The sequence below is a fragment of the Escherichia sp. E4736 genome (genome assembly GCF_005781225.1).
Taxonomy (GTDB): domain Bacteria; phylum Pseudomonadota; class Gammaproteobacteria; order Enterobacterales; family Enterobacteriaceae; genus Escherichia.
The window spans coordinates 39,412-66,320 of the sequence record NZ_VATT01000020.1; the positions used below are offsets into that span (position 1 = coordinate 39,412).

Below are 26,909 nucleotides of genomic sequence, written 5' to 3' on the forward strand. Positions count from 1 at the left end.
CGATTATGGATAATATTAAGCGCCATCTGGCGTGGTGGGTTGTCGGGTTACTGGCGGTGGCTGCTATCGTGGCGTGGTGGCTGTTGCGTCCGGCAGGTGTGCCGGAAGGCTTTGCCGTCAGCAATGGGCGCATTGAAGCGACGGAAGTGGATATCGCCAGCAAAATTGCCGGGCGTATCGACACCATTCTGGTGAAAGAAGGCCAGTTTGTTCGCAAAGGCGAAGTGCTGGCGAAGATGGATACTCGTGTGTTGCAGGAACAGCGACTGGAAGCCATCGCGCAAATCAAAGAGGCGCAAAGTGCCGTTGCCGCCGCGCAGGCTTTGCTGGAACAGCGGCAAAGTGAAACTCGTGCCGCACAGTCGCTGGTTAATCAACGCCAGGCTGAACTGGACTCCGTAGCCAAACGTCATACCCGTTCCCGCTCGCTCGCCCATCGTGGGGCTATTTCTGCGCAACAGCTGGATGACGACCGCGCCGCTGCCGAAGGCGCCCGTGCTGCGCTGGAATCGGCAAAAGCCCAGGTTTCGGCTTCTAAAGCCGCTATAGAGGCGGCACGCACCAATATCATTCAGGCGCAAACGCGCGTCGAAGCGGCACAAGCCACTGAACGGCGCATTGCCGCAGATATCGATGACAGCGAACTGAAAGCCCCGCGTGACGGACGCGTGCAGTATCGGGTTGCCGAGCCAGGCGAAGTGCTGGCAGCAGGTGGTCGGGTGCTGAATATGGTCGATTTGAGCGACGTCTACATGACCTTCTTCCTGCCAACCGAACAAGCGGGCACGCTGAAACTGGGTGGTGAAGCCCGGCTGATCCTCGATGCTGCGCCAGATCTGCGTATTCCTGCGACCATCAGCTTTGTCGCCAGCGTCGCCCAGTTCACGCCAAAAACCGTCGAAACCAGCGATGAACGGCTGAAACTGATGTTTCGCGTCAAAGCGCGTATCCCACCGGAATTACTCCAGCAGCATCTGGAATATGTCAAAACCGGATTGCCGGGCGTAGCGTGGGTGCGGGTGAATGAAGAACTTCCGTGGCCTGACGACCTGGTGGTGAGGTTGCCGCAATGACGCATCTGGAACTGGTTCCCGTCCCGCCTGTCGCGCAACTGGTGGGCGTGAGCCAGCATTATGGAAAAACCGTTGCGCTGAACAATATCACTCTCGAGATTCCGGCCCGCTGCATGGTCGGGCTGATTGGCCCGGACGGCGTCGGTAAGTCGAGTTTATTGTCATTGATTTCCGGTGCTCGTGTCATTGAGCAGGGCAACGTGATGGTGCTGGGCGGCGATATGCGCGACCCGAAGCATCGCCGCGACGTTTGCCCGCGCATCGCCTGGATGCCGCAAGGGCTGGGCAAAAACCTCTACCACACCTTGTCGGTGTATGAAAACGTCGATTTTTTCGCCCGCCTGTTCGGTCACGACAAAGCGGAGCGGGAAGTGCGAATTAACGAGCTGCTGACCAGCACCGGGTTAGCACCATTTCGCGATCGTCCGGCAGGGAAACTCTCCGGCGGGATGAAGCAAAAACTTGGGCTGTGCTGTGCGTTAATCCACGACCCGGAACTGTTGATTCTTGATGAGCCAACAACGGGGGTTGACCCGCTCTCTCGCGCCCAGTTCTGGGATCTGATCGACAGTATTCGCCAGCGACAAAGCAACATGAGCGTGCTGGTCGCCACCGCCTACATGGAAGAGGCCGAACGCTTCGACTGGCTGGTAGCGATGAATGCCGGAGAAGTGCTGGCAACTGGCAGCGCCGAAGAGCTGCGGCAGCAAACGCAAAGCGCCACGCTGGAAGAAGCGTTTATCGCTTTGTTACCAGAAGCGCAACGCCAGGCGCATCAGGCGGTAGTGATCCCACCGTATCAACCTGAAAACGCAGAGATTGCCATCGAAGCGCGCGATCTGACCATGCGTTTTGGTTCCTTCGTTGCCGTTGATCACGTCAATTTCCGCATTCCACGCGGGGAGATTTTTGGTTTCCTTGGTTCGAATGGCTGCGGTAAATCCACCACCATGAAAATGCTTACCGGACTGCTGCCCGCCAGCGAAGGTGAGGCGTGGCTGTTCGGGCAACCGGTTGATCCAAAAGATATCGATACTCGCCGTCGGGTGGGCTATATGTCGCAGGCGTTTTCGCTCTATAACGAACTCACCGTGCGGCAAAACCTGGAGTTACATGCCCGTTTGTTTCACATCCCGGAAGCGGAAATTCCCGCGCGAGTGGCTGAAATGAGCGAGCGTTTTAAGCTCAACGACGTTGAAGATGTTCTGCCGGAGTCATTGCCGCTCGGCATTCGCCAGCGGCTTTCGCTGGCGGTGGCGGTGATTCATCGCCCGGAAATGTTAATCCTCGATGAACCCACTTCTGGCGTCGATCCGGTGGCGAGGGATATGTTCTGGCAGTTGATGGTCGATCTCTCGCGCCAGGACAAAGTGACTATCTTCATCTCCACCCACTTTATGAACGAAGCGGAACGCTGCGACCGTATCTCACTGATGCACGCCGGAAAAGTGCTTGCCAGCGGTACACCGCAGGAACTGGTTGAAAAACGTGGAGCCGCCAGTCTGGAAGAGGCATTTATCGCCTATTTGCAGGAGGCGGCAGGGCAGAGCAACGAAGCCGAAGCGCCACCTGTGGTACATGACACTACCCACGCGCCGCGTCAGGGATTTAGCCTGCGCCGTCTGTTTAGCTACAGCCGTCGCGAAGCACTGGAACTGCGACGCGATCCGGTACGTTCGACGCTGGCGCTGATGGGAACGGTGATCCTGATGCTGATAATGGGTTACGGCATCAGTATGGATGTGGAAAACCTGCGCTTTGCGGTGCTTGACCGCGACCAGACCGTCAGTAGCCAGGCGTGGACGCTCAATCTCTCCGGTTCCCGTTACTTTATCGAACAGCCGCCGCTCACCAGTTATGACGAACTTGACCGTCGGATGCGTGCGGGCGATATCACGGTGGCGATTGAGATCCCACCCAATTTCGGGCGCGATATCGCGCGTGGTACGCCTGTGGAACTCGGTGTCTGGATCGACGGTGCAATGCCGAGCCGTGCCGAAACGGTAAAAGGTTACGTGCAGGCCATGCACCAGAGCTGGCTACAGGATGTGGCGAGTCGACAATCCACGCCTGCCAGCCAAAGCGGGCTGATGTACATTGAGACGCGCTATCGCTATAACCCGGACGTAAAAAGCCTGCCAGCGATTGTTCCTGCGGTGATCCCGCTGTTGCTGATGATGATTCCGTCGATGTTAAGCGCCCTTAGCGTGGTGCGGGAAAAAGAGCTTGGGTCGATTATCAACCTTTACGTGACTCCTACCACCCGCAGCGAATTTTTGCTTGGCAAACAGCTGCCGTACATCGCGCTGGGGATGCTGAACTTTTTCCTGCTCTGCGGCCTGTCGGTGTTTGTGTTTGGCGTACCGCATAAAGGCAGTTTCCTGACGCTCACCCTGGCGGCGCTGCTGTATATCATCATCGCCACTGGAATGGGGCTGCTGATCTCCACCTTTATGAAAAGCCAGATTGCCGCCATTTTCGGTACGGCGATTATCACGTTGATCCCGGCGACACAGTTTTCCGGGATGATCGATCCGGTAGCTTCGCTGGAAGGGCCTGGACGTTGGATCGGCGAGGTTTACCCGACCAGTCATTTTCTGACTATCGCCCGCGGGACGTTCTCGAAGGCACTTGATCTGACTGATTTGTGGCAACTTTTTATCCCGTTTCTGATAGCCATCCCGCTGGTGATGGGCTTAAGCATCCTGCTGCTGAAAAAACAGGAGGGATGATGCGCCATTTACGCAATATTTTTAATCTGGGTATCAAAGAGTTGCGCAGCCTGCTCGGCGATAAAGCGATGCTGACGCTGATTGTCTTCTCGTTTACGGCGTCGGTGTATTCGTCAGCGACCGTCACGCCAGGATCATTGAACCTGGCGCCGATCGCCATTGCCGATATGGATCAATCGCAGTTATCGAACCGGATCGTTAACAGCTTCTATCGCCCGTGGTTTTTGCCACCGGAGATGATCACCGCCGATGAGATGGATGCCGGACTGGACGCCGGACGCTATACCTTCGCGATAAATATCCCGCCTAATTTTCAGCGTGATGTCCTCGCCGGACGCCAGCCGGATATTCAGGTGAACGTTGATGCCACGCGCATGAGCCAGGCATTCACTGGCAACGGTTATATCCAGAATATTATCAACGGTGAAGTGAACAGTTTCGTCGCGCGCTACCGTGATAACAGCGAACCGTTGGTATCGCTGGAAACCCGGATGCGCTTTAACCCGAACCTTGATCCTGCGTGGTTTGGCGGGGTGATGGCGATCATCAACAACATTACCATGCTGGCGATTGTATTGACCGGATCGGCGCTGATCCGCGAGCGCGAACACGGCACGGTGGAACACTTACTGGTGATGCCGATAACGCCGTTTGAGATCATGATGGCGAAGGTCTGGTCGATGGGGCTGGTAGTGCTGGCGGTATCGGGATTATCGCTGGTATTGATGGTGAAAGGCGTGCTGGGCGTACCGATTGAAGGTTCGATCCCGCTCTTTATGCTGGGCGTGGCGCTCAGTCTGTTTGCCACTACGTCAATTGGCATTTTTATGGGGACGATAGCGCGTTCAATGCCGCAACTGGGGCTGCTGGTGATTCTGGTGCTGCTGCCGCTGCAAATGCTTTCTGGTGGCTCTACGCCGCGCGAAAGTATGCCGCAGATGGTGCAGGACATTATGTTGACCATGCCGACGACACACTTTGTCAGCCTTGCACAGGCCATTCTCTACCGTGGTGCCGGATTCGAAATCGTCTGGCCGCAGTTCCTGACGCTGATGGCAATTGGCGGCGCGTTTTTCACCATCGCGCTACTGCGATTCAGGAAGACGATTGGAACAATGGCGTAAGGAAGGGAAACTTGACTTCATACTGTGATGTCATACTATTGATGTCATAAAGTGAAGTCATAAGGACATGCCATGAGAACCCAGGTACAGGCTTTACGGAAGAAACAAAAAAACACATTGGATCAAATATTTAAATCTCCTGTTCCTCAAGGGATCAAGTGGTCTGATATAGAGTCACTGGTTAAAGCATTAGGCGGAGAAATTAAGGAAGGGGTTCGCGTTGTAAGTTCATACTAAATATGAGCGTTGCGTGTTTCCATCGGCCTCATCCGTCGCCAGATACCGATAAAGGCGCTGTAGAAAGCGTGCGTGACTGGTTACTAAGTATAGGGGTAAAACCATGATCAAACTGAAGACGCCAAACTCTATGGAGATTGCCGGGCAACCTGCTGTTATTACCTACGTGCCAGAACTAAATGCATTTCGTGGCAAATTCCTGGGCTTGTCAGGTTATTGTGATTTTGTCTCTGACAGCATTCAGGGGCTGCAAAAAGAAGGGGAGCTTTCCCTGCGAGAGTATCTTGAGGATTGTAAAGCTGCGGGTATTGAGCCGTATGCGCGTACAGAAAAGATTAAAACCTTTACGTTACGCTATCCAGAATCGCTGAGTGAACGCCTTAATAATGCGGCTGCGCAGCAACAAGTCTCTGTTAATACTTATATTATTGAAACGCTGAATGAGCGTTTGAATCATTTATAAATTTTAGCGGCGTACATTACGCAGAATATCTGCCTTTACAGGATCTATCTATGCAACTGAACTTAATTATATAAATTAAGTTCAGTTAATATCTTTTCTTTCCTCGTTTTAGAAATAACTCAATCTTCCTTCGGTAAGCACTGCAAATGCCCGTGCCGCACGCCGCGTTGGGCGATAACGTCATCGGCAAAATGCTGCACGTCGCCCATGTCACCTTTCAGCACGGCAATTTCCAGACAGTCGTCGTGATTAATGTGCACATGCAGCGTGGCGACCGAGAGATCGTGGTGGTGATGCTGCGTGGAGACAATACGGCTGGCTAAGTCGCGTTTTTCGTGTTCATACACATACGACAGCACCGCGAAACCTTGTGTGCCGTGCTGCTGGGTAGCTTCCTGCGCCAGGGCGCTGCGCAGAATATCGCGGATAGCTTCGGAACGGTTGTTATAACCACGACGCTGGCTCAGGCTGTCCAGCGTCTCCAGTAAATCGTCATCAAGCGTGATGGTGACTCGTTGCATTTGCGTTAAACCTTTTCTGTGGCGCGACGGCGCACGGGGAATGCGGGTAATACCGCGTTTTGTAGCACACGTCCGGCGTCAGAGGAAAAGGTTAATTTATCTCCCACCACCTGGGTTTCGACGATTTGTCCGTTGTCCATCACCATCACCCGCTGACAGAAGCGTTCTACAAGACGTAAGTCGTGGGTGATGAACAGGCAGGCGGTGCCAAACTGTTGTTGTAGCTTTTTCAGCAGGCGAATGACGCCCGCCTGTAACACGAGATCAAGGTTAGAAACGGCTTCATCCAGAATCAGCAGTTTCGGTTCGACCGCCAGCGCGCGCGCCAGGCAGACGCGCTGGAGCTGGCCGCCGCTTAACTGCGGTGGGCGCTTGTCGAGCACGCTGTCGTCGAGGTCGACCGCCTTCAGCATTTCGCTGGCGCGCGCCAGTTGCTCCGATTTTTTCAGCGATAGCAGGTGGCGCATCGGTTCACGCAGGATCTCGCGCACGGTTTTGCGCGGGTTAACGGCGCTGATAGAGTCCTGAAATACCATCTGAATATCGCGACGGAAGGCTTTTCGCTGGGCGCGATTAAGTTTCGTCAACGGTTCGCCGCGCCAGCTAATATTCCCTTGTGAGGGCGATTCTAAGCCTACCAGCAGCCGCGCGAGAGTGCTTTTCCCGCAGCCGCTACGCCCCAGCAGGGCGACGGTTTCACCGCTTTTCAGGGTCAGGGAAACGTTATTCAGCACCGCCTGATGCTGGTGCTTACCGCTAAATCCACCGTGCGCATAGTGATGGGAAAGGTCGCAGACGTTAAGTAAAGTCATGATGCCAGCTCCATACCATAAAGGGCGAGATGAGCGGAAACCAGGCTGCGCGTCACCGCATGTTTGGGGGCGTTAAACAGCGTTTCTACATTGCCCTGTTCGACAATCTTACCGTGCGACATCACCGCCACGTCATCCGCCAGACGCGCCACAACGCCCATATCATGGGTGACCAGCAGCATTCCCGGCGCTGGTTTTTGCATAATGCTTTCCAGCAGATCGAGGATGCGCGCCTGCGCCACCACGTCAAGGTCGGTGGTGGGTTCATCAGCGATGATAAACGGTGATTCACACAGCACCGCCATCGCAATCATCATGCGCTGTAACATGCCGCCGCTCATCTCGAACGGATACAGCTTCAGCACGCGTGCGGCGTTTTCCAGCCCTACCGCTTCTATAGCGGCGATAAGCGTGGCGTCGTCGGCGGGTTTCCCCTGCGCCAGGCAGGTTTCCCGCGCGTGGGTGTGCATGGTGTGCAGCGGATTAAAGGCGCTGCGCGGGTTCTGCATGATGGTGGCAATTTTGATGCCGCGCAGGGCGCAGGGAGAAACCGGTTTGCCATCGGCTAAAATTTCCCCCGCCGTCTGGCGAACGCCAGCGGGCAGAATGCCCAGCGCTGCGGCGCAGGTCAGTGATTTTCCGCTGCCGCTGCCGCCGACTAACGCCAGCACGCGCCCGCGTTGCAGGGTTAACGATACACCGTGCACCAGCGGCTGCGCGGCCTGTAGCGCGATATTACGTAGTTCAATCTGTTGCGGCATTAGTGTGCGTGCTCCGTCACCAGATGAGGATCCAGATGATCGCGCAGTGCGTCACCCACCAGGTTAAAGGCCATCACGCTGATAAACAGCGCCAGCCCCGGCCAGAACATTTGCAGCGGCTGGGTCCAGATATACTGGCGCGCGTCGTTAATCATCACGCCCCATTCGGCGGTCGGCGCGGTCACGCCGAGGCCGAGGAAGGACATACCCGCGACGTGCAGCATCATATGGCCGATATCCAGCGTTGCCAGCACCAGCAGCGAGGGGATCACCGCACCTGCCAGATGATCAACAAACACCCGCACATGGCCCGCACCAGAAAGTCGTGACGCCAGCACAAACTCGCGCTGGCGCAGTGAAATCACCAGGCTGCGCACCATGCGTGCATACCACGCCCAGTGCGACAGGGCGATGGCGATAATTACGTTGGTCAGCCCGGTGCCGAGCACGCCAACCATAAAGAACGACAGAATCGAAGTCGGGAAGGTCATAAACATATCGGCAACGCGCATGGTGGCCTGATCAACGCGCCCGCCAATCAGTCCGGCGCTGCCGCCAATAACCAGCCCTAATGTCAGTACCAGCAGCAGGCAGGCCATTACCGAACCGAGCGACACGCGGGTCGCCGCCATCAGCCGCGAGAAAATATCGCGCCCTAAATGATCGGTGCCCAGCCAGTGCTGCGCATCCGGCGAAAGCAGGCGCGAAGGCAAATCAATCGCCTGGGGGGCATACGGCAGCCACCACTGGCTGGTGAGCGCAATCAGCGCCAGCAGGGCGATAATGATCTGCGCCAGGCGAACCGACCAGCGGGAGGAGAGGAAAAAGTTCACGCGTGCGCTCCTTCATGACGACGAATACGCGGGTCCAGCGCGGCGTTGAGCAAATCGACAATCAAATTACAGACCACAAAAACCACCACCATCATCAGCGTAAAGCACTGGATCACCGGATAGTCACGGTTGAAAATCGCCGACACCGCATAGCGCCCGACGCCCGGCCAGGCAAAGATGTTTTCGATAATCATCGTCCCGCCAATCAGTTCGCCAATGTGCATCCCCACGGCAGTGATCATCGGCAGCGAGGCATTGCGCAGAATATGGCGGCGTTCGGTCTGTTTGTCATTCAGGCCGCGCAGCCGCGCCCAGGTCACATGACGCTGACCGGCGACGTCCAGCATACTGGCGCGCAGCAAACGCGCGTTAATCGCCAGCGACATAAAGGCGATGGATACCGCAGGCAAAATGATGTGCTGCCAGCCGCCGTAACCCATTGCGGGTAGCCATTGCAGATACACCGAAAACGCCATCACCAGTAAAAACGCCAGCCAGAAGTTAGGCATCGACACGCCGAGAAACGCGATGAAACGGACGGCGAAATCGGGCAAGCGATCGCGGTGGCGCGCCGCCCAGATACCGAGCGGCACGGAGGTGAGCAGAATTAATACCAGCGCCGCACCCGCCAGTTCCAGCGTGGCGGGCAGGAAGTTCAGCATATCGTCCAGCACCGGGCGTTGGCTGGCGAATGAGATACCGAAATCGAGATGCAGCGCCTTCCATAGCCAGGTGCCGTATTGCACGTACAGCGGCTGATCCAGCCCCAGCATGGTGCGGGTAGAGGCCAGCATCTCCGGCGTCGGCGGCAGGTTAGATAAACGCAAATAATCAAGCGCCGGGTCACCGGTGCCGAGGCGCAGCATCAGGAAAATGATCACCGAGGCGGCGAGCACCATCGGGATCAGCAGCAGAAAGCGGCGTAATACATAACGCAACATTAAGGTTTCACCGGTTTAATCTGTTCGAACGGGATTTCGGTGGCGATCGGCGCGTAGGGGATGTTACCCAGTTCCGGTTTTGAAACCACCATCATTGAGATGTAACTGATAGGCAGATAAACCGCCTCGTCATGCAGACGGGTCAGAATGTCGCGATACAGCGCCTGACGTTGCGTTTCGTCATGGGTCGCCAGCACTTCGCCGATCTCTTTATCAATCAGCGGCTTGTCGGCTAAACCTTGCTGTGCCTGGAAGTCAGCGTGCGACGGTACGCGCATTGAACTCAGGAAGGCGTGTGGATCGTATGGCGCGCCCCAGGTGCGGTGGAAAATCATGCCAAAACGACCGTCGCGCTGACGAGCATAGATACTGCTCTCTTCTTCGCCAATCAGCGAGACATCTGCGCCAATCTGGCGCATATCAGCCTGAATGATTTCCGCCATCGATTTGCTTAACGCATCGGTGCCGATGAACGACAGTTCAATGCGCAGCGGCTGACCATTTTTCTCGCGGATGTCTTTGCCAGCAGGCAGCGTCCAACCGGCTTTTTCCAGCAACTCTTTCGCTTTCTGCGGATCGTACTGGCGCGGTTTCAGGCCGAGGTTGGCGTAGGGTACAGAAGGGGCAAACAGAGTGTCTGCGACCTGCTGGGTGCCATACAACGCGTTATCAATCAGCGATTTTTTGTTTACCGCGTAATTGAGAGCTTCACGTACTGCCAGCTCGTTGGTGGGGGCTTTGGCGGTATTAAGTGCCAGCATCACGGTTTCGATCGGCTGTGACAGTTGGGTATGGTAAGCCGGATTCTGGCTAAAGCGGGCGAAGGTATCGAGCGGTAATAACCCTTCGTTTCCGTACAGCAGGTCGATATCGCCAGTTTCAAACGCCACCGCGCGGGTAGTCGGGTCCGGGATCACGTTAAACGTGATCTTTTTAATCGCCGGCTTTTCGCCCCAGTAGTTTTCGTTTCGGACGAAGACATCGTACTGATTCAGTTTCGATTCCTGCAATACCCACGGCCCGGTGCCAATCGGCGCTTTAATCCCGTTCATGGTTTCATGGTTTTTAAACTGCGAGGGGGCGATAAAGCGGAAAGGGCGTGGCAGGGCCAGTTCTTGCAGGAAAGGATAGTAGGCGCTTTTCAGGGTGATTTGCAGCTCGTTTTTACTGAGTGCTTTGACATCAACAATCTGGTTTGCCAGCTCCAGCCAGGCGTGACGTTGACGGTTATCGAGCACTGCGCGGAAGTTTTCTGCCGCCGCCTCTGCATCAAACGGTTCGCCGTTAGAGAATTTCACGCCATCACGCAGAGTGAAGGTCCAGGTTTTGCCATCTTCCGAATGGGTCCAGCTTGTTGCCAGCCACGGGATCACCGAACCGTCTGCCTGATATTTCACCAGCGGTTCATAAACCATGCTCTGGGCGAACATCTGATTAGGCGTGTAAAGGTGTGGGTTTAGTGGCCCGACATTCACCGGCCAGGCGGTGGTGATTTCATCTGGCGCGGCGGCATGAACGATAAAAGACGCACAAGCCAGCAGCGCAAATAGAGTGCGGCGGAGTGTGGAGAGCATGGTAACCCCAATGGATTAAAATAGATGGCGGAAATAAGTATGACGATTTTAAATATTCGTCATACTGATTACCTGTTCTGGATCAAGAGATAGGCAGTCGGACGGGCGGATCAGTTAACTGAATCGATCCATTGCACACTGTCGGCGGTGAGCGTAAAGGGGGTAGGGGTGCAGATTGCCAGACTTAAATTGTCGAGCTGGCAATGGCTGACTGACAGCGATGACTGATAGGTGCTGTCTACGCTGACGATTTGCCAGGCGCTGCCACCACGCTGTTTAACGATGGCTTCTTTGCGCGTCCAGATGCGCCAGAACATTTCCAGTTGCTGATCAGGATGCACGGCGTCCATCTCAGCATGTTCCCCGAGGCTGAACACCGCGTTCGCCAGCCAGCGCCAGTTGGCGCGCGGGCGAATCACTTCGATATCGCAGCCGACTTCGCCTTCATCGCTCAACAGCAGGGCGATATCGTCACCGCTATGGCTTAAGTTGAACCATAGCGGCGTTTCCGGCGCGAATGCCGGTTTGCCTTGTTCGCCATAGATGATCTCCGGTAGCGGGGAAAGCGTGTGCGAAAGCAATGCACGCCCCGCCAGCCAGCGTTCGCGTCGTGGACCTTGCGGTGCTTGATCGTGTAAAGCCGGTGGCAGTGGAGCTGCGCTTAAGGTCGAAACTTTCCCCAGAACTATCCGATACATATCAGGGCCAACGTTTAATGATGATGGATGTATTAATGCCGCCAAAGGCAAAGTTGTTACTCTGCAAAAACTCACAATCAACCTTGCGGGCTTCATGCATGATGTAATCCAGCGCGCCACAATTCGGGTCTGGTTTATTCAGGTTTAGCGTAGGAGCAAACCAGCCTTCGCGCATCATTTGCAGACTCATCCAGGCTTCGAGCGCGCCACAGGCACCAAGCGTATGACCAAAATAACTTTTCAGCGAGGAGAGCGGCACATTATCACCGTAAATGGTTGCTGTCGCCAGACTTTCTGCCACATCGCCGCGATCGGTCGCCGTGCCATGCGCCGAAATATAGCCGATATCTTGTGCGCTTAACCCGGCGATTTTCAGCGATTGCTCCATACAATACTGCATGGTTTCGCGCTGCGGCTGGGTAATATGTGCCGCGTCGCAGTTAGTCGCAAAGCCGACGATTTCACCGTAAATGGTTGCGCCGCGCGCTTTGGCGTGCTCCAGTTCTTCGAGAATGAGCGTCCCAGCGCCTTCACCAATCACCAGCCCGTCGCGGTTTTCATCGAACGGTGAAGGTGTGGTTTTCGGCGCATCATTATGCTGGCTGGTGGCGAAAAGCGTATCAAATACCGCTGCTTCTGAAGGGCATAACTCTTCGGCACCACCAGCAACCATCACCGTTTGATAACCGTGGCGAATGGCTTCCCACGCATAACCGATCGCCTGGCTGCCGGAGGTACAGGCGCTGGAGGTTGGGATCACCCGCCCGCGCAGGCCGAAAAAGAGGCCAGTATTAACGGCGGTGGTGTGCGGCATCATCTGCACATAGGTGGTGCCAGTGATGTTATTGGTGTGCTTTTCCGTCAGCATGGTGGCAAATTCGCTCACCGGACCGGTACTGCCGGTCGATGAACCGTACGCAATGCCCGTTTCGCCGCTGGTTAATATCGGATCGCCAATCAACCCTGCCTGCTCTAACGCCAGCTCGCTGGCGCGGGTCGACATTTGCGACACGCGGCCCATCGCACGGATACGCTTGCGGGTGTAGTGCTCCGGTAGCGTGAAATCATCAATAGGCGCGCCAAGCAGGGTGTGCAGGCCATCGTAGACCTGCCACTCCGGCATTTTGCGCACCGCGTTTTCATACGCCAGTAAGCGTGCAGAAACGTCCTGCCAGTTTTCACCAAAGGCAGTCACGCCGCCCATTCCTGTAATCACTACGCGACGTGTCATAACATCCCTCCGTTGATGGAAATAACCTGGCGGGTGACGTAACCTGCAATATCAGACATTAAATAGCTGGCAAGCCCGGCAACTTCTTCCGCCTGGCCCATGCGTTTCATTGGGATCATCGACATTGCCTCTTTCAGGGCGCTCTCTTCCATTTCGATCATCCCGGTATCAATAAGTCCCGGCGCGATGCAGTTGACGGTGATTTTGCGCTTCGCGAGTTCGATAGCCAGTGCTTTTGTTGCGCCGATAATTCCGGCTTTGGCAGCGCTGTAATTCACCTGGCCGCGATTGCCCATTACGCCGGAAACCGAGGACAGCGTGATGATGCGTCCACCCTGGCGTGCACCGATCATCGGCATAATGCACGGCTGAATGACGTTGTAGAAACTGTCGAGATTGGTGTGGATCACCGCATCCCAGTCGTCATCGCTTAAAGCCGGAAAAGCGGCGTCGCGGGCGATCCCGGCGTTACTGACTACGCCGTACCAGGCGCCGTGTTGCGCGATCTCGTGCTCCAGCACTTCCCGACATTGTTCGCGGTTTGCGACGTCGAAACTGAGCAAACGCCCGTTACCACCGTTGGCGACAATGGCATTCAGCGTTTCCTGAGCGCCTGCGGCGTCACGGTGATAGTGAACGCCAATGTTAAAGCCGTCTGCCGCCAGTTGGCAGGCGATGGCGCGACCAATGCCTTTGCTGGCACCAGTAACCAGAACTGAACGACTCATCAGGACGCTCCTTGTTGAAACAGGGTGGTAAGTTCTTCCGCGGTCGGCTGGAAGGTGTTAATGCGGCCCGTCGCCTCGCCGTCGTTGATGCTGCACTCAAAACTGCCGAAGCGATCGTCTTGCATCAGCAGTTTGACGGTAATGGTCAGCGTCTGGCCTGCGGGCAGAATGCCAGTGGTGCAAAGCAATTCACGCGCGCCCAGTACCATCCCTAACTCAATACTGTTTTTGCCCTGCTGGTGGCGATGCCAGCCAGACCAGACGCCGACGGTTTGCGCCATCAGTTCAAGGGCAAACCAGCCAGGGAGATTGCCGTCCGGGTCGAGAAACGGTGCCAGTACGCCACTGGGCGAGACTGTTACGCGGCAGACCGCGCTGTCATCGCTGACGCTCACCACTTCTTCCAGCAGTAACATGGGCGCGTCGTGGGGCAGATAAGCGCCGGGTGATAAATAGTGGCTCACGAAACCCTCCCGAGCAGAATGCTGGCGTTATTGCCGCCAAAGGCGAAGGAATTGGACAGGATCACCGGACGTGCCAGCGGCTGCGGTTGTTCGATAATGCCACACGGTGGCAGCCTGGGATCGCGCGGCGACAGGCTGAAGTCCTGAGCGGGCAGCGGTAAATCACGCTGTAAGATCAACATGCTGATTGCTGCCTCGGTAATGCCCGCCGCGCCCAGCGTGTGTCCGGTCAAATGTTTGGTGGAGCTGCAAGGTACGCGTTCGCCAAACAGGGCGTTAACCACCATTGATTCAATCTGATCGTTGAGTTGTGTGGCGGTGCCGTGCAGGTTGATATAGCCGACGTCATCTGGCGTAAGCTGCGCATCGGTCAGCGCCTGATTAATAGCGCGGATCGCCCCTTCGCCCTGCGGATGCGGGGCCGAAATATGGTAAGCGTCGCTTGATTCACCAACGCCCAGCAACGCGATGGGCTGCGGTTCGCGGGTTAATAACATCAGCCCCGCCCCTTCGCCAATGGTGATACCTGCGCGGTCACGACCAAACGGCTGACATAAAGTTGGCGACAGTGATTCGAGGCTGTGAAAACCGTTAATCGGCATACGGCTCAGGGTATCTGCGCCACCCACAATGGCGGCATCGACCAGCCCCGCCTCGATAAGCCTGCGCCCGCTGATCATCGCTCTGGCACTGGAGGAGCAGGCGGTTGAAAGGGTATAGGCCGGGCCGTCGAGCGCCAGCCAGTGGCTGAGAAAACGCGACGGATCGCCGAGTTCCTGTTGTGCATAGTGCCACGTGGTGCTCGGCTGTCCGTTGGTGCGCAGCTTAACGTGCGTGTCGCCTTCATGCAGGCCGGAGGTGCTGGTGCCAAGCACAATCGCGATGCGCTCGCGGCCATATTTCGCAATAGCGTCATCAACCTGCGGCTGGATCTGCGCCAGCGCCGCCAGCAGGATCTGATTGTTGCGCGAGCGGTGCGCAGCGAATTTTTCCGGGATAAGCGGAAGCTCGCCATCCACGCCAGCCAGGACCGCCTGCGGATGCCCCTGCAACCAGCCTGCGCGTGGGCGCATTCCGGGAGCAACACCGCGAGCCAGGTTGGCTGCGATTTCGTCAAGGTTATCTCCCAGGGCGTTGATCATGCCAACGGCGGAAATATAAATCATATCAGTCACCTAAGTATTGAATGGTGATGTGGTATTTAAAGACATGCTGCTCAATGCTGATTGGCACGCGTTTGCCCTTGCGATTCAGATAGGTGATTTCCGTGACCAGTTTGCCGCTGGCGTTACGCAGCTCGCGTTTGTCGCCGTTGTCGCGAAGCGTCCAGCCTGCGGGGAGTTGCGGTTGCCAGGCGCTAATCGGCCAGTGGCTGAGCATTACGTCAGCCAGTACCTGACTTGCGGGCGGTAACTGTGGGACGACGATGGATTGCTCGGCGCGTAGCCCTTGCGCATCGTAGGTCACCAGAAACAGGCGAATGCCGACCGACGACAGCCCGGCAAGGGTGATTTTCTGGTCGTCGGCGTTAAGCATCACTAGCAGCGACTGGGTTTTGCCGTTGAAGCTGCCGGTCAACAGTTGCTGGGAATTGACGGCGGGTGAAATCCCCGGCGCAGGCAGCGTGATGCGCGTGCTAGGTTGCAGCCACGCCTGCGGGCGACCTTCCTGTTCCGGTTGCGAGTGGCTACAGCCGGTGAGGATAAGCGTAGCGGTCAGGGCGAACGCTCGCCAGAATGTGGGTTTGATCATTTTTTTGTTCTCTTTTTATCGGGCATAGCCAGCGGCGAAAGCAGGAAGGCAGTGAAAATACCGCTCACCAGCACAATGCCAAAACTGCTGATGGCCTGGGTGGCGCTGAATACCAGCATTCCCAGCGTCAGTAAGGTGGTGAGCATTGCCAGCGTGATCGCCAGGAGTGAAGTTAACGGTGTACCGCGCGGATTACTGAAAAACAGTGTGTAGTTGATGCCGATGCCAAGCACCAGCACCAGCGCCAGTAGCGAAAAGAGATTCACCGCCTGCCCGCTCATCGCCAGCACTGCCAGACCGCAGCCCAGAGAAAGCACCGAAGGTACAAGGCTGATAAGCCCTGTGCGCCAGCCGAGGCGGGCCACCGCGCCGCAGGCAATTACTGCCAGCGCCACCAGCAACAAGCCGGTTAAGACGTAGCGGTAAAGTGCGAACAATTCATCAAAGGTACTTTTGCGATCAACCCAGGCAATGCCGCCAGGGTAATAGCTGGCTATTTCCTGCAACAACTCGCTACTTTTAACCCCTTCAACCGGCACCAGTACGCCGCTTGCGCCGTTTTCCAGCGTCAGCCACAGCAGACGCCAGCCTTCACTGGCGGGGCTTGCCAGCCATTCATCAACGTTCACTGGCATGGCGTTGAGATCTGGTTTCACCGCCGTCAGCCCGGCATTTTGCAGCGCTTTCGTTACCGTCGGGGCCGCCGTTTTCAGCAGGTCTAAATCTTCCTTCTGCCGCGCCAGGGAGTTCAGCGGAATAGTGCGGTAGTTGCTGATAAGGCCGTCTTTTTTCGCTTTCTCCAGCGAGGTGGTAAATGTCTCCAGTCGTCCCAAGGTTTGCTGTGGGGAGTCGCCGTAAACTACAAACCATTTTTGATCGACGCTTTGTCCGGTCAGGGCGGTAATGGCTTTTTCCTGCGCCAGAATATGCTGCGGCAGCGCCTGTAACTGCGAGATATCGTCATCGACGCGCAGCATTGACATCCCCGCCAGCGAAAACAGCGCCAGCGCGACGGGCAGACCCCGCGACAATTTTTTATTACGCCGCCACGCTGCCAGCCAGCGCAGCATCAGCGCCATCGCCGGAACCGGACGCACCGGCAGGCCACGACACAGCCACGGATGCCAGAACAGGACGGTCAGACAGGAGGTGCTCAACCCGACGGCGGCAAAAATCGCCATCTGGCGAATACCGGGGAAGGGGGCGAGCATCATAATCAGATATGCCGCCACGGTGGTGAGCAGCGCCAGAAGCAGGGCATTACGCACTTTCGCCAGGCTTTGCCACGGCGAAACGTCGTTGCCGTGCACCATCCGTTCGGTGAGGTAATAGAGCGTGTAGTCAGCGGAAATGCCGATAACGCTCATGCTCATCACCAGCGTCATCAGGTGTAATTCACCGAAAATCAACAAGGTGGCGACCGTTCCCGCCAGCGCGCCGATGCCGATGGAAATCACGCAAAGCAGCAACGGACGTAGAGAGCGGAACACCGCCACAATCAGCAATATCACCCCCAGCAGCGTTGCCACGCCCAGGGTGGAGATATCTTGCTTCGCCTGTTGGCTGGCGTAATCGCTGTAAAACACCGTGCCGCGCGAGAGCAGCTGCGCCTGCGGGTAACGTGTTTTCAGATCTTTTTCCAGCGTATTCAGGGTCGTGATGAGCTTGTGGGTTTGCTGCATATCAAACGACGATCCCGCCAGTTCTCCGTGCAGCAGATACCAGTAGTTGCCCTGGGGATCCTGCGTCACCAGCCAGCCGTCCATCAGTCGTAAACGCTGGCCGTTTTTCGCCATCGCCAGCTGCGAGCCGCGCATTAACATCAGCGGATCGTTTTGCAGCTCCTTGCCGCTTACCCCGGAGAACGCAGAATAAAGCTGGGAGAGGATCCACTGCGCCTGCGCTTCGCCGCCGTTTTGCAGGCGGACGCGAGTGTCGGGGTCAATCAGGCCGTTGCGGTGCTGCCAGAAAAATGCTCCCCACGCCTGCTGGCTGGCGGCATCCATTGGCCCTTTAACGTCGCCGAGCGCAGCGGATTTTTGCAGCAGCGTCAGCCACTCCTGAGCCACCCTGGGATTAGCCTCTTTACCGGGGCTGACCAGCCACACCAGTTGGCGGTCCAGACGCTGCATAAAGCCGTCATTCAGCGCTGGGGGAATATCGCCCATCGCCTGTTTGGGTAACATTGCCAGCACGCTACTGTTCAGCCGTGATTGCGGCAGCAGAATCAGCAACGCCGCCGCCATGACCAGGCAGACGATCCCCCATAACAGCGCGGGGCGTTTACTGGGCGGCAAAACGTTGGCGTTCGTCATCGGTCAGTTGCGCTGGCGTCAGTTGATGTTGGGTAAGAGCGATATCGGTGCGATCGCCCTGTTTATCATTAAGCTGAATGCTCTCCAGATAGGTTTGCCCGGCGAGATCGATGGTGTTGAAAATTTTATCCAGCGGCGTGGTGGTTGGGGTCAGGCGCAGCGTCCAGCGGCCTTCGCCTTTATCAGCAAATTCGACGCGGAAGTTTTGTTCCAGCACTTTGCGATCGGCCTGGAACAGCGCGCGCAGCAGGTGGTTAAACTGGAACATCTGCGGGTTATTTTCTGCCGTGATGATTTGCGGCGGCTGACCGTTGATCACCTGCACCATGCGTTTATCGTCCAGCAATAGCTGCATGGAGAACGGTGAGGTTTGATCCCACAATAACCCATGGTCGCGGGCGATCAACATCTGGCCCTGCGATCTCAGCGGCTGCGGCAGATCTTTAATCGTCCGAGTTTGATCGAAATGGGCGCGGATCACCGGCTGTTCGGTAAAGCGTTGCTGAAGATCGTCCAGGGTCAGGGCGCTCACAAACGGGCTAATCAGCAGCGCCAGCAGCGGTAAAAATTTCATGGTTTGACTCCCATGCGTTCAAACAGAATATCGGGGCTGACAAAGCACAGTTCGCGGCTTTGCTCGTCTACTGCGACCTGGATGGTGTATCCGGTGGTGGCGCGTTTTCCCGTTTCGGCATCGAAAATCTGATAGCCAATCCGCAGACGGTTTTCGAACTCTTCGATATGCGCACGCACGCGGATGCGTTGCTCAAAGGTGAGGGCGTGGCGATATTTCACCCGCGCATCGACCACCGGCCACAAATAACCGGACTCTTTCATCTGCCGATAGCCGTAATTGAACTGGTTGAGCAGCGCCTCGCGGGCCACTTCAAAGTAGCGAAAATAGTTACCGTGCCAGGCCACGCCCATCATATCGACGTCGTGAAAGGGAATGGTCAGTTCAACTTCAGCGGTAAATCGGGGATCGTTCAGCACCCTTTACTCCTTGTCCTGGACTTCCGGCAGTTGCCAGAAATCGAAAAAATTAAACCAGTCGAGGGGCGACTGGAGCGCGTAATGTTCCAGACGCGCGGCGTAATGATCGATAGCGTTTTGCAGCGCCTGCTGGCGTTCGCCACGCGGCAGCTGCAGCGGGTCGGCAAAGGTTTCGCAGTGAATATGCAGCTTGCCGTGCTGGCGCAGGGCGAAAATCAGATTCACCGGGCAGCGCAAAATGGACGCGAGAATAAACGGCCCCTGTGGGAAAGGCGCAGGCTGGCCCATAAACGGACTCCAGCAGACGCGCCAGTCGCCGCCGCGTTGCGGGTTGACGGCGATGCGGTCACCGACAATCGCCACCCATTCGCCGTTATCCAGCTTCTCTTTCAGCAGGATGGCGGTTTCCGGGCCGATATCTGTTACCGGGAGCAGGTTAATGCCTGCCTGAGGAGCCATCTCCTGCATTATCTGTTTAAAGCGTTGGGCATTTTCGCTAAACACCAGCGCGTTAATGGTTTTGTAGCCCTGAATTTTTGCCAGCGCCCGGCACACTTCGACATCGCCAAGATGCGAGGCCAGCAGCAATTTGCCGCGCGGATCGCGGACGTCAAGCGCCGCTTCTGCGCCTGGCGCAAACAGCACATCGCGCCCCAGTTGCAGCTCGCCGCGCCAACTGGCGATTTTGTCGAGCATGGCGTTGCCGAAACGTAAAAAGTGCTGGTAGCTGTTGAGTTTTGCTGCCTGTGGTTGATGCTGGCGCACACGGGCGAGCCAGTCTTGCGACGCTTTACGCGCCCGGCTGGCAGTGAGCCAGTAGACGCCCACTACCGGGTAAAGCAGCGCGCTAAACGCCGTTCTTCCCAGCAGACGCCAGACCAGCAGCATCAGGCGCATTCCCCATAATCCTTTCACTTCACTCTGCCGCGCCCAGTGGCTGGAAGAGCGGCGCATTAACAGCGAAGGAATACGCGGCAACATGCCGAAAAACAGACGCGTGTGCATGAGCGAGATGCGGACGTTATCTTTCAGGGCATCAAAATGCGAAAGCCCGTCCAGCGGATAGGTGACGCGGGTCGGCACGAAATAACTGGTATTTCCCTGCCAGTAGAGGCGCACCATCACTTCGGTGTCGAAATCCATCCGCTTGCCGATGGTGGCGTGTTTTGCCAGTTGCAGCGTTGGCGCAACCGGATAAACGCGAAAGCCGCACATGCTGTCTTTCAGTTGCAGGGAGAGCGTTTCGATCCATACCCAGACGTGGGTGACCCAGCGCCCGTACAGCCGTGAGCGGGGAATGGAGTCATCGTAAATCGGCTGGCCGGAGATCAGCGCCGCAGGGTGCTGTTCGGCAAGTGCCAGCAGTTTGGGGATATCTTCAATCGCGTGTTGACCGTCAGCATCCACCTGCACCGCATGGCTGAACCCCGCGTCTGCCGCCGCCTGTAAGCCGCGCATCACCGCCGCGCCTTTGCCTGCGTTTTCTGCCTGGCGAATTAAGGTCACGCCAGGCTGTTCGCTAACCAGCTTATCCAGTTGCTGTTGCGTGGCGGCATCGCTGCCGTCATCCACCACAATACAGGGCAGATTAAATGGCTTAAGACGCGCCAGCACGCCCGGCATCATTGCGCCGTGGTTGTAGCAGGGGATCAACACGCAGGGAGAAAAGTTTACCGACATAGGCGGATCTTCCCGCTACTGGCGGTGTGGCGGGCGTCACCGTCGTGACGCTGATAGCTAAAGCTCAGAATCTGGCGATCTTCCTGCCAGTTAAGCGTGAGCGTGACGCGGTTTTCCGGCAGCAACGGAGACTGGAATTTTATGTTCTGAATGGAGTGAAAACGCCAGCCGGGCGCGAGCAGAGTGAGCGCGTAGCTCATCGCCCAGTCGATTTGCGCCACGCCAGGGAGTAATGGTTGCACGGCAAAATGACCGCGAAACCAGAACAGATCTGCCCTGAGATGCAAAACAATCTCAAGGTGATTCGCTTGTGCCTGATGGCGCTCGATTTCATGGGGCTTCATGAAATAACTCCTGTAATTGCGCATAGACACGCTTGTTCATACTGTTTACTGGCATTTCATCAATAACGCGCCAGTAACGCGGAATGGCAACTGGCTCCAGCGTCGGGCGCAGTAATCGCCGCCAGGTCATTTCCTGGCTATGCCCGCCACCGTTCTGCCATTGCAGATGAGCTTCGTCATCCAGCACCAGCAAAACGCCAATGCACTGACGCCCGCCGCGCGTAACGGGAACTGCCGCCACCTCGCGAATACCGTCCAGCGCCAGCAGACGCTGTTCCACTTCCTGCAGAGAAATACGTTTTTCTTCAATCTTAACGATGCGCCCACGACGCCCCATCAGATGGAACTGGCCGTCTTCGCTAAACTGTAAGGCATCGTCGAGCAACAGGCCGTTATCTTCCGTCATCAGCGGTGAAAAGAGGCGAAAAGAATCACCTTCGGCCTGGAACTTCATACCTGGAAAGGGCAGCCAGCGTCGTTGCTCCTGATCGCGGTAACGCCAGGCAATGACGCCGGTTTCCGTGCTGCCGTAGATTTCATCAGGCCAGACGCGTAGCCAGCTCGCGGTGTGTTGTACGTCCTGCCACGGTAGCTCACCACCAGCAGAGAGAAGCACCTGAACAGGCGGCGGGGATAGCTGAGCATCCAGACGCTTCAAAAATGCCGGGCTGCTGATGAATATATAGCGATGCTGATGACTCAACGCGGCAAACTGTTCGACATACCAGAGCATGGCGGCATGCAGGGGTAATCCCAGCGCCATTGGCAAGAAAATGCGAAAAGTCAGGCCGTACAAATGCTGCGGTAATACGGAACCGACCACCCGACAACCCGCCAGACGTGCGCCTAATCGTTCAGCCAGCAGTTCTGCTTCACGGTCCAGCAAATGAACAGGTTTAATCACCCGCTTCGGCTGCCCCGTGGAACCAGAGGTAAATAGCTCGATATAAGCGTCTGGCGCTATAGCAACAAAGGTGAATGATTGTGGCGCGACTTGTGGGGAACTTGCTACCAACAGCAATGAACCTTGCCAGTTAAGTTCGCTGTCGCTAAGCACACCATCAAAAAGTTCACGTTGCTCATTAAGCTGGATGACGCGGTTATGCCCCGGAAGCACCGGCGTTTTTCCGGCGTGTAGCGTGGCGAGCAGGGCAACGATAAACAGATAGCTGTTCTCAAAGCATAGCGCCCAGCGTTTCCCGGGCTGTTGCTGTAAACGGCAGATAAGTTGCGCGACATCGTGACGCAAATCGCCCAGTGCCCAAGTGCTTTCGTCCAGCCACGCAATGGGCGTGTCATCAGGGCGTGGCGCAGTCAGCCAGCGTGCAAGCGGTAAGGTCTGCTTCATGAGCGATCTCTTTTCATCACCTGACGGCGCACCAGCCATTCACCAGCCATTAATGTTCCCATCAACAAATAAGCGATCATGCCGTTCCAGGCAGTCCATAACGACATATCGCCATGCAGCGCGGTAAAGAGGGCAATTCCGCCGTTGATGATGAAAAAGCCGCACCAGATTTGCGTGACGTGGCGGGTATAGCGCACGCCCTTTTCTGGAAGGTCTGGCTCCTGCAAACGCGCCAACCGCTCAACTATCGGCATTGCCGACCACAGCGAACCGCCAAAAACCGCCAGCATTACCGCATTAACCACTACCGGGTAAAACAGCAGTAGCTGGTGCGTTTTCAACAGAAAGCTGGCGACACACAAGGCGATGCCCACGACAGCGACGATTTGTGTGACGACCTGGAGCGGCCCCGCCTGGCGACGGGTCTGGCGCAGGCGCAACAAAAGCAGCAGCGCCATCAGCGGCAACAGCCAATGCAGGCCGTTATGTGCCAAACCAAGCCAAATTACAAACGGCCAGGCGAGCAGCAATAATCCGGTCAGCAGCTTTATAATCGGTAGCGAGCGAATGCCCGACATCAGATCAGGCTTCTTGTAGCAGGCGTTCTACGGCCTCTACGACATCCTGGACTGTACGCACTGCTTTAAACTCTTCCGGCTTGATTTTCTTACCGGTTTTCTTTTGCAGGTGCACAATCATGTCAACGGCGTCGATGCTGTCCAGTTCCAGATCTTCGTACAGGCGCGCTTCAGGTTTGATGTCCTGCGGATCGATTTCAAACAGCTTGACCAGCAGGGCTGAGACTTCCTGATAGACGGTTTGTTGTTCTGTCATGATGGCTTTCCTCAGGCGCGTTGCGCAGCAATGAAAGAGGCCAGAGTGGCGACGGAGAAAAAGTGCTGACGCATCTCTTCACTTTCCGCGGAAAGTACAACGCCATATTCATTTTTCACTGCCAGCCCCAGTTCCAGGGCATCGATGGAATCCAGCCCTAAACCGTCGCCGAACAGCGGCGCATCGGTATCGATATCATCAGGAGTCAACTCGTCCAGATTGAGGGTGCTGATGATGAGATTTTTAATTTCCAGATAAAGCGCTTGCATTATTTATTCCTGAGAGAGGTAAACAACCTTGTTGTAATTGAAGCAAAAGATGCCGGTTTAACCGCCTTGCTGCCAGCGCCGGTTCTTGTGAAGTTGCATCGTAAAATTTATTGATTTCTACCCGCCCACGGACTTCAACCGTAAAAAACGGCCTGGCAGGCGGAACGTCATACCATTTACTTTGTTTATCCAGCAGATGCTCGCTACAGCCGATCGTCACGATGCGTAAATCGCTGGCACAGCGCACGGCAATATTCGCTGCCCCGCGCTGCAACGTCATTTTTTCACCAGGCTTCGTTCGCGTGCCTTCGGGGAAAATCAAGATAGTGTCGCCCTGTGCCAGTCGCTGTTGGCAACGGGGTAAGAGGGTTTCAGCTTCGCTGTTGATTAAATAATCTGCCGCCCGCACGACGCCGCCAAGAAAAGGATTTTTTAACAGCGCGCTTTTCACCAGGCAGTCAGTTTCTGGCATGACTGACGCCAGCAGTACGTAATCGATCAGCGTGGGATGATTGGCTACGACGAGGCAACCGCGTTCCTGACGTAAAATTTCAGCCCCATCAATCCGATAATCCAGCACGCCAAGCCCTTTTGCGACTGTTAAAAACAGACGAAAACTGGCGGCAATGCTGCGGCGCGCCACACGACGGCGGCGGGAAGTATCCCACACCAAAACTAACAATACGTTAAACCACACCACAGAGAGCAGTAGTCCGCCGAGGCCAAACAGGGCAAAACACAACCCGGTCATAACCAATCGCCATGCCCACTCCAGGCGCGACATCAGCTTACGCATCTGCGGCTCCAGCGCCATTGCACGCGCTCGCCATGCAGTGAAAATTTATTAGCGTTTTGTAAATAGTGCTGTAAAAACAACATGCTTTGCGGCAGTGATGTTTCATTGCCCGCAATGGCTGGCTGTGTTTCACATTGCCAGTCATCGCCAGCTTCAATCACCAGCGCGACGGCGTACGGCCAGGTCGGCATTTCTGCTGGCAGTTGTGGGTGATAGAACTCAGGCAGAAAGCCATCAAAATCGACCATCAACACGCGCTGGTATCCCGCTTGTAACAGGCTAAGCACTTCACATAAACCTTGCTGGAAACTGTCGCGACCAGCCGAAAGCGATGACGAAACGATCGGTTGTTTGGCCGCAATGGTCAGGTTACCCACGGAAGAGTTATGTACGGAGAGCGCGAAGTCTGTCGGAGAGAGTGCCTGTTCGGTTGCCAGTGCATGAACAATGCGGTAATTGCGTTCCAGTTCGCCATGACGACTGGTATACAAAACGGCGTCTATTTGATGGCGGCGTAGCATTGCCAGACCGCACTCCACGGCCAGTTTGCTGCCAGAACTGAGACGGCGGGCGGTCATCATTGGCAATTCGCATAATTTTGCCAACGGTGCAGCAGGGTCAACCGCCCACGGCTGGCACGACCATGCTTGCCATTGCTGGACTTCGCTAAGTCCAGGCGCCAGTGCCTTCCAGTCGGTAATATTTAATGTAAATTTCATCAACGCGCGCCCGCGGTAAACCAAAATTATTAAGTGACGATTATTTCTTTTGGCATATCAATAATGTATGCCCAACGCCTAAATTATCGTGGCGCTCTGCTACCTGAAATCCTGCTTTATTCAGATAGTCGTAAAATTTCTCTGCGCTATAGAAACGACTGTTACCGTTTGCCATGCAGGTGAAATAAAGTGAGGAGGCATTCAGGCTAAACGATGCCGCTTCAAACCGCTGCGCATCCCAGAACAACTCCATAATGCAAAGTTTTGCGCCGGGCTTCATTACGCTGGCAACTTTGCTGAGTATGCTAATTATTTGTTCGGGTGAAAAACAGTCTAAAAATTGACTCATCCACCAGATATCAGCCTCGCCCGGTAACGGCGCATCGCTTAGCATATCCACAGCATGGAAATCTATACGATCAGAAAAGCCTGCATTCGCGATATTTTCTTTGGCGAGCACGATTTGTTGTGGCAGATCTAATAACGTAACGGTGATGTTTTCGTTGTATTTACAGCAGCGCAAAGCCCACTTACCGGTATTGCCGCCTACATCGTACAAGGTTGTGGGGTTGTTGGCGAATACATAAGGCAGTGCGGCGTTAAATGCGCCATCTGAATAGTAATGATCAAACGCGAACCAGCTTTCACGGGCGGCGTCAGGTAATTGTGAAAGTGCCGGATATATCGTCGGCCAGTCGCCAAATACTTTTAACCCGGAAGGTTTGCCTTCATTGAGTGAATCGGCGAGGAAGAATAGCCCCTGATAACAGACATCCTGGGTGAAATCCATATTCACGCGCGTCATGGTGTCATGCAGGAGGTAATGACCGATTTTCGCCAGGTAATAAATTCCCTCTTTGCAGGTAATAATTCGCCCGCTTAAGCCCATATCTAACAGAACGCTGGCAGCATATTCGTTGATATGACTATTTTCGGTGATATCAGACAGCGTTGCGCCATCTTTGCCTTGCCGATCCAGATAAGAAAGTACACCCGCATTACGCAGGCAGAGAGCTGTTTGAAAAAGCATGGGGGCAAAGGCAATGCGTTGAGCTTCGGTAATCGCATCCAGTGCGCTAAGAGAATCCTGTTCGTACATGTTGGGCACAACCTGTTAAGAGGGAATTAAATTATTATCGGACCGAAGCGGCCCGACTTTAGGGGAAATTACAAATCTGCGCCAGCCGACAAATTCAGTTGAATATCTTTGTCGAGATTGCGGACCCAGCGATTATAGTTTTTATGAATTTGTCCGCCTGATGCTTGCAGGTTCTGACTATTTTCATAATTGATATCGTAGCTGGATGCCGTGTAGTTAATGCGAATTTCTGCTGAATGATCGCGTGATTGTTGACGTGCTTTAATTACACCTTGTCCGGCTTCGGACATAATCCATTTGCGTTCAACGCCAGCTTTCAGAATCGCTTTTTTAACTTGATCCTGGGTATGACCGGCGCTGACGGTTGAGTGGACTTGATCAATTGGTGCAGTACGCGCACAACCCGCTAAAGCGCCGACAACAGCAATAGCAGCAAACCATTTCATGTAGTGTTTCATTAAAGCCCCATTAAAGTATTGTTTTTACGAGTAAAGCAGGATTTAACTGTAATTGCTGGTATCACTATTCTTTATTTAGCGAAAAATTTACTTATGAGATAAGTCAGTAA

General features: G+C 55.4%; 29 protein-coding genes and 1 pseudogene. 5 read left to right on the forward strand and 25 right to left on the reverse strand.

Annotated elements, in window-relative coordinates; all coding sequences use genetic code 11:
* Window positions 1-5: 5 nt before the first annotated feature.
* From FEK46_RS15270 to FEK46_RS15290, 5 genes and pseudogenes are all read left to right on the forward strand, one after another.
* Complete coding sequence (locus FEK46_RS15270) at window positions 6-1,073, forward strand: HlyD family secretion protein (protein ID WP_130217806.1); 1,068 nt, start codon at window positions 6-8, stop codon at window positions 1,071-1,073.
* Entirely contained in the window at window positions 1,070-3,805 is a 2,736-nt protein-coding gene (rbbA, locus tag FEK46_RS15275; protein WP_135559199.1) for a ribosome-associated ATPase/putative transporter RbbA, read from the forward strand. The genes FEK46_RS15270 and rbbA overlap by 4 nt, the downstream gene beginning before the upstream one ends.
* Complete coding sequence (locus FEK46_RS15280; protein WP_135559224.1) at window positions 3,805-4,929, forward strand: ABC transporter permease; 1,125 nt, start codon at window positions 3,805-3,807, stop codon at window positions 4,927-4,929. The genes rbbA and FEK46_RS15280 overlap by 1 nt, the downstream gene beginning before the upstream one ends.
* A gap of 72 nt (window positions 4,930-5,001) precedes the next feature.
* Window positions 5,002-5,273, forward strand: a pseudogene (locus FEK46_RS15285) (type II toxin-antitoxin system HicA family toxin).
* Complete coding sequence (locus tag FEK46_RS15290; protein WP_000593555.1) at window positions 5,270-5,629, forward strand: type II toxin-antitoxin system HicB family antitoxin; 360 nt, start codon at window positions 5,270-5,272, stop codon at window positions 5,627-5,629. The pseudogene FEK46_RS15285 and the gene FEK46_RS15290 overlap by 4 nt, the downstream one beginning before the upstream one ends.
* Window positions 5,630-5,748: 119 nt before the next feature.
* On the opposite strand, the gene nikR is transcribed toward FEK46_RS15290, so the two are convergent.
* From nikR to FEK46_RS15415, 25 genes are all read right to left on the reverse strand, one after another.
* Window positions 5,749-6,150: a nickel-responsive transcriptional regulator NikR gene (nikR, locus tag FEK46_RS15295; protein WP_001190062.1), complete on the reverse strand. Its 402-nt coding sequence runs from the start codon at window positions 6,148-6,150 to the stop codon at window positions 5,749-5,751.
* Window positions 6,151-6,155: 5 nt separating this feature from the next.
* The gene (gene nikE, locus FEK46_RS15300; RefSeq protein ID WP_135559200.1) at window positions 6,156-6,962 is read right to left on the reverse strand and encodes a nickel import ATP-binding protein NikE; all 807 of its coding nucleotides are present in this window, start codon (window positions 6,960-6,962) and stop codon (window positions 6,156-6,158) included.
* The gene (gene nikD, locus FEK46_RS15305; RefSeq protein ID WP_135559201.1) at window positions 6,959-7,723 is read right to left on the reverse strand and encodes a nickel import ATP-binding protein NikD; all 765 of its coding nucleotides are present in this window, start codon (window positions 7,721-7,723) and stop codon (window positions 6,959-6,961) included. Before nikD ends, nikE begins: the two co-directional genes overlap by 4 nt.
* Window positions 7,723-8,556, reverse strand: coding sequence for a nickel ABC transporter permease subunit NikC (gene nikC, locus FEK46_RS15310; protein ID WP_135559202.1), 834 nt, complete (start codon window positions 8,554-8,556; stop codon window positions 7,723-7,725). Before nikC ends, nikD begins: the two co-directional genes overlap by 1 nt.
* The gene (nikB, locus tag FEK46_RS15315) at window positions 8,553-9,497 is read right to left on the reverse strand and encodes a nickel ABC transporter permease subunit NikB (RefSeq protein ID WP_000947068.1); all 945 of its coding nucleotides are present in this window, start codon (window positions 9,495-9,497) and stop codon (window positions 8,553-8,555) included. The genes nikC and nikB overlap by 4 nt, the downstream gene beginning before the upstream one ends.
* On the reverse strand, window positions 9,497-11,071 hold the full coding sequence (gene nikA / locus FEK46_RS15320; RefSeq protein ID WP_130209129.1) for a nickel ABC transporter substrate-binding protein: 1,575 nt from the start codon (window positions 11,069-11,071) through the stop codon (window positions 9,497-9,499). Before nikA ends, nikB begins: the two co-directional genes overlap by 1 nt.
* 110 nt (window positions 11,072-11,181) lie before the next feature.
* Window positions 11,182-11,769 (reverse strand): 4'-phosphopantetheinyl transferase AcpT, encoded by a 588-nt coding sequence (acpT, locus tag FEK46_RS15325; RefSeq protein WP_130209127.1) that lies wholly within the window; start codon window positions 11,767-11,769, stop codon window positions 11,182-11,184.
* A 1-nt stretch (window position 11,770) separates the two neighbouring features.
* The gene (locus FEK46_RS15330) at window positions 11,771-13,000 is read right to left on the reverse strand and encodes a beta-ketoacyl-ACP synthase (RefSeq protein ID WP_135408181.1); all 1,230 of its coding nucleotides are present in this window, start codon (window positions 12,998-13,000) and stop codon (window positions 11,771-11,773) included.
* Window positions 12,997-13,728, reverse strand: coding sequence for a 3-ketoacyl-ACP reductase FabG2 (locus FEK46_RS15335; RefSeq protein ID WP_000091660.1), 732 nt, complete (start codon window positions 13,726-13,728; stop codon window positions 12,997-12,999). Before FEK46_RS15335 ends, FEK46_RS15330 begins: the two co-directional genes overlap by 4 nt.
* Entirely contained in the window at window positions 13,728-14,192 is a 465-nt protein-coding gene (locus FEK46_RS15340) for a 3-hydroxy-fatty acyl-ACP dehydratase (protein WP_130209123.1), read from the reverse strand. The genes FEK46_RS15335 and FEK46_RS15340 overlap by 1 nt, the downstream gene beginning before the upstream one ends.
* Window positions 14,189-15,358 (reverse strand): beta-ketoacyl-[acyl-carrier-protein] synthase family protein, encoded by a 1,170-nt coding sequence (locus FEK46_RS15345; protein WP_135559203.1) that lies wholly within the window; start codon window positions 15,356-15,358, stop codon window positions 14,189-14,191. Before FEK46_RS15345 ends, FEK46_RS15340 begins: the two co-directional genes overlap by 4 nt.
* A gap of 1 nt (window position 15,359) precedes the next feature.
* Window positions 15,360-15,944 (reverse strand): DUF3261 domain-containing protein, encoded by a 585-nt coding sequence (locus tag FEK46_RS15350; protein WP_135559204.1) that lies wholly within the window; start codon window positions 15,942-15,944, stop codon window positions 15,360-15,362.
* A complete protein-coding gene (locus tag FEK46_RS15355) occupies window positions 15,941-18,259 on the reverse strand; it encodes an MMPL family transporter (protein WP_135559205.1) in 2,319 nt (772 codons plus the stop codon). The genes FEK46_RS15350 and FEK46_RS15355 overlap by 4 nt, the downstream gene beginning before the upstream one ends.
* The gene (locus FEK46_RS15360; protein WP_135493079.1) at window positions 18,228-18,833 is read right to left on the reverse strand and encodes an outer membrane lipoprotein carrier protein LolA; all 606 of its coding nucleotides are present in this window, start codon (window positions 18,831-18,833) and stop codon (window positions 18,228-18,230) included. Before FEK46_RS15360 ends, FEK46_RS15355 begins: the two co-directional genes overlap by 32 nt.
* Window positions 18,830-19,252, reverse strand: a complete 423-nt coding sequence (locus FEK46_RS15365; RefSeq protein WP_000930891.1) for a thioesterase family protein — start codon at window positions 19,250-19,252, stop codon at window positions 18,830-18,832. The genes FEK46_RS15360 and FEK46_RS15365 overlap by 4 nt, the downstream gene beginning before the upstream one ends.
* Before the next feature lie 3 nt (window positions 19,253-19,255).
* Window positions 19,256-20,932 (reverse strand): glycosyltransferase, encoded by a 1,677-nt coding sequence (locus tag FEK46_RS15370; RefSeq protein WP_135559206.1) that lies wholly within the window; start codon window positions 20,930-20,932, stop codon window positions 19,256-19,258.
* Complete coding sequence (locus FEK46_RS15375; protein ID WP_024225041.1) at window positions 20,923-21,276, reverse strand: 3-hydroxyacyl-ACP dehydratase FabZ family protein; 354 nt, start codon at window positions 21,274-21,276, stop codon at window positions 20,923-20,925. The genes FEK46_RS15370 and FEK46_RS15375 overlap by 10 nt, the downstream gene beginning before the upstream one ends.
* Window positions 21,263-22,624 (reverse strand): acyl-CoA synthetase, encoded by a 1,362-nt coding sequence (locus FEK46_RS15380; RefSeq protein ID WP_135559207.1) that lies wholly within the window; start codon window positions 22,622-22,624, stop codon window positions 21,263-21,265. Before FEK46_RS15380 ends, FEK46_RS15375 begins: the two co-directional genes overlap by 14 nt.
* The gene (locus FEK46_RS15385) at window positions 22,621-23,202 is read right to left on the reverse strand and encodes a hypothetical protein (RefSeq protein WP_130260972.1); all 582 of its coding nucleotides are present in this window, start codon (window positions 23,200-23,202) and stop codon (window positions 22,621-22,623) included. Before FEK46_RS15385 ends, FEK46_RS15380 begins: the two co-directional genes overlap by 4 nt.
* 4 nt (window positions 23,203-23,206) lie before the next feature.
* Window positions 23,207-23,458 (reverse strand): acyl carrier protein, encoded by a 252-nt coding sequence (locus tag FEK46_RS15390; RefSeq protein WP_000139646.1) that lies wholly within the window; start codon window positions 23,456-23,458, stop codon window positions 23,207-23,209.
* An 11-nt stretch (window positions 23,459-23,469) separates the two neighbouring features.
* Complete coding sequence (locus FEK46_RS15395) at window positions 23,470-23,727, reverse strand: phosphopantetheine-binding protein (protein ID WP_047643688.1); 258 nt, start codon at window positions 23,725-23,727, stop codon at window positions 23,470-23,472.
* Entirely contained in the window at window positions 23,702-24,523 is an 822-nt protein-coding gene (locus FEK46_RS15400; RefSeq protein ID WP_131161867.1) for a lysophospholipid acyltransferase family protein, read from the reverse strand. Before FEK46_RS15400 ends, FEK46_RS15395 begins: the two co-directional genes overlap by 26 nt.
* Window positions 24,511-25,242: a beta-ketoacyl synthase chain length factor gene (locus tag FEK46_RS15405; RefSeq protein ID WP_135559208.1), complete on the reverse strand. Its 732-nt coding sequence runs from the start codon at window positions 25,240-25,242 to the stop codon at window positions 24,511-24,513. The genes FEK46_RS15400 and FEK46_RS15405 overlap by 13 nt, the downstream gene beginning before the upstream one ends.
* A gap of 40 nt (window positions 25,243-25,282) precedes the next feature.
* Entirely contained in the window at window positions 25,283-26,341 is a 1,059-nt protein-coding gene (locus FEK46_RS15410) for a methyltransferase (protein ID WP_130209102.1), read from the reverse strand.
* Between the two features lie 68 nt (window positions 26,342-26,409).
* A complete protein-coding gene (locus tag FEK46_RS15415) occupies window positions 26,410-26,787 on the reverse strand; it encodes a hypothetical protein (protein ID WP_130209208.1) in 378 nt (125 codons plus the stop codon).
* Between the last annotated feature and the right edge of the window lie 122 nt (window positions 26,788-26,909).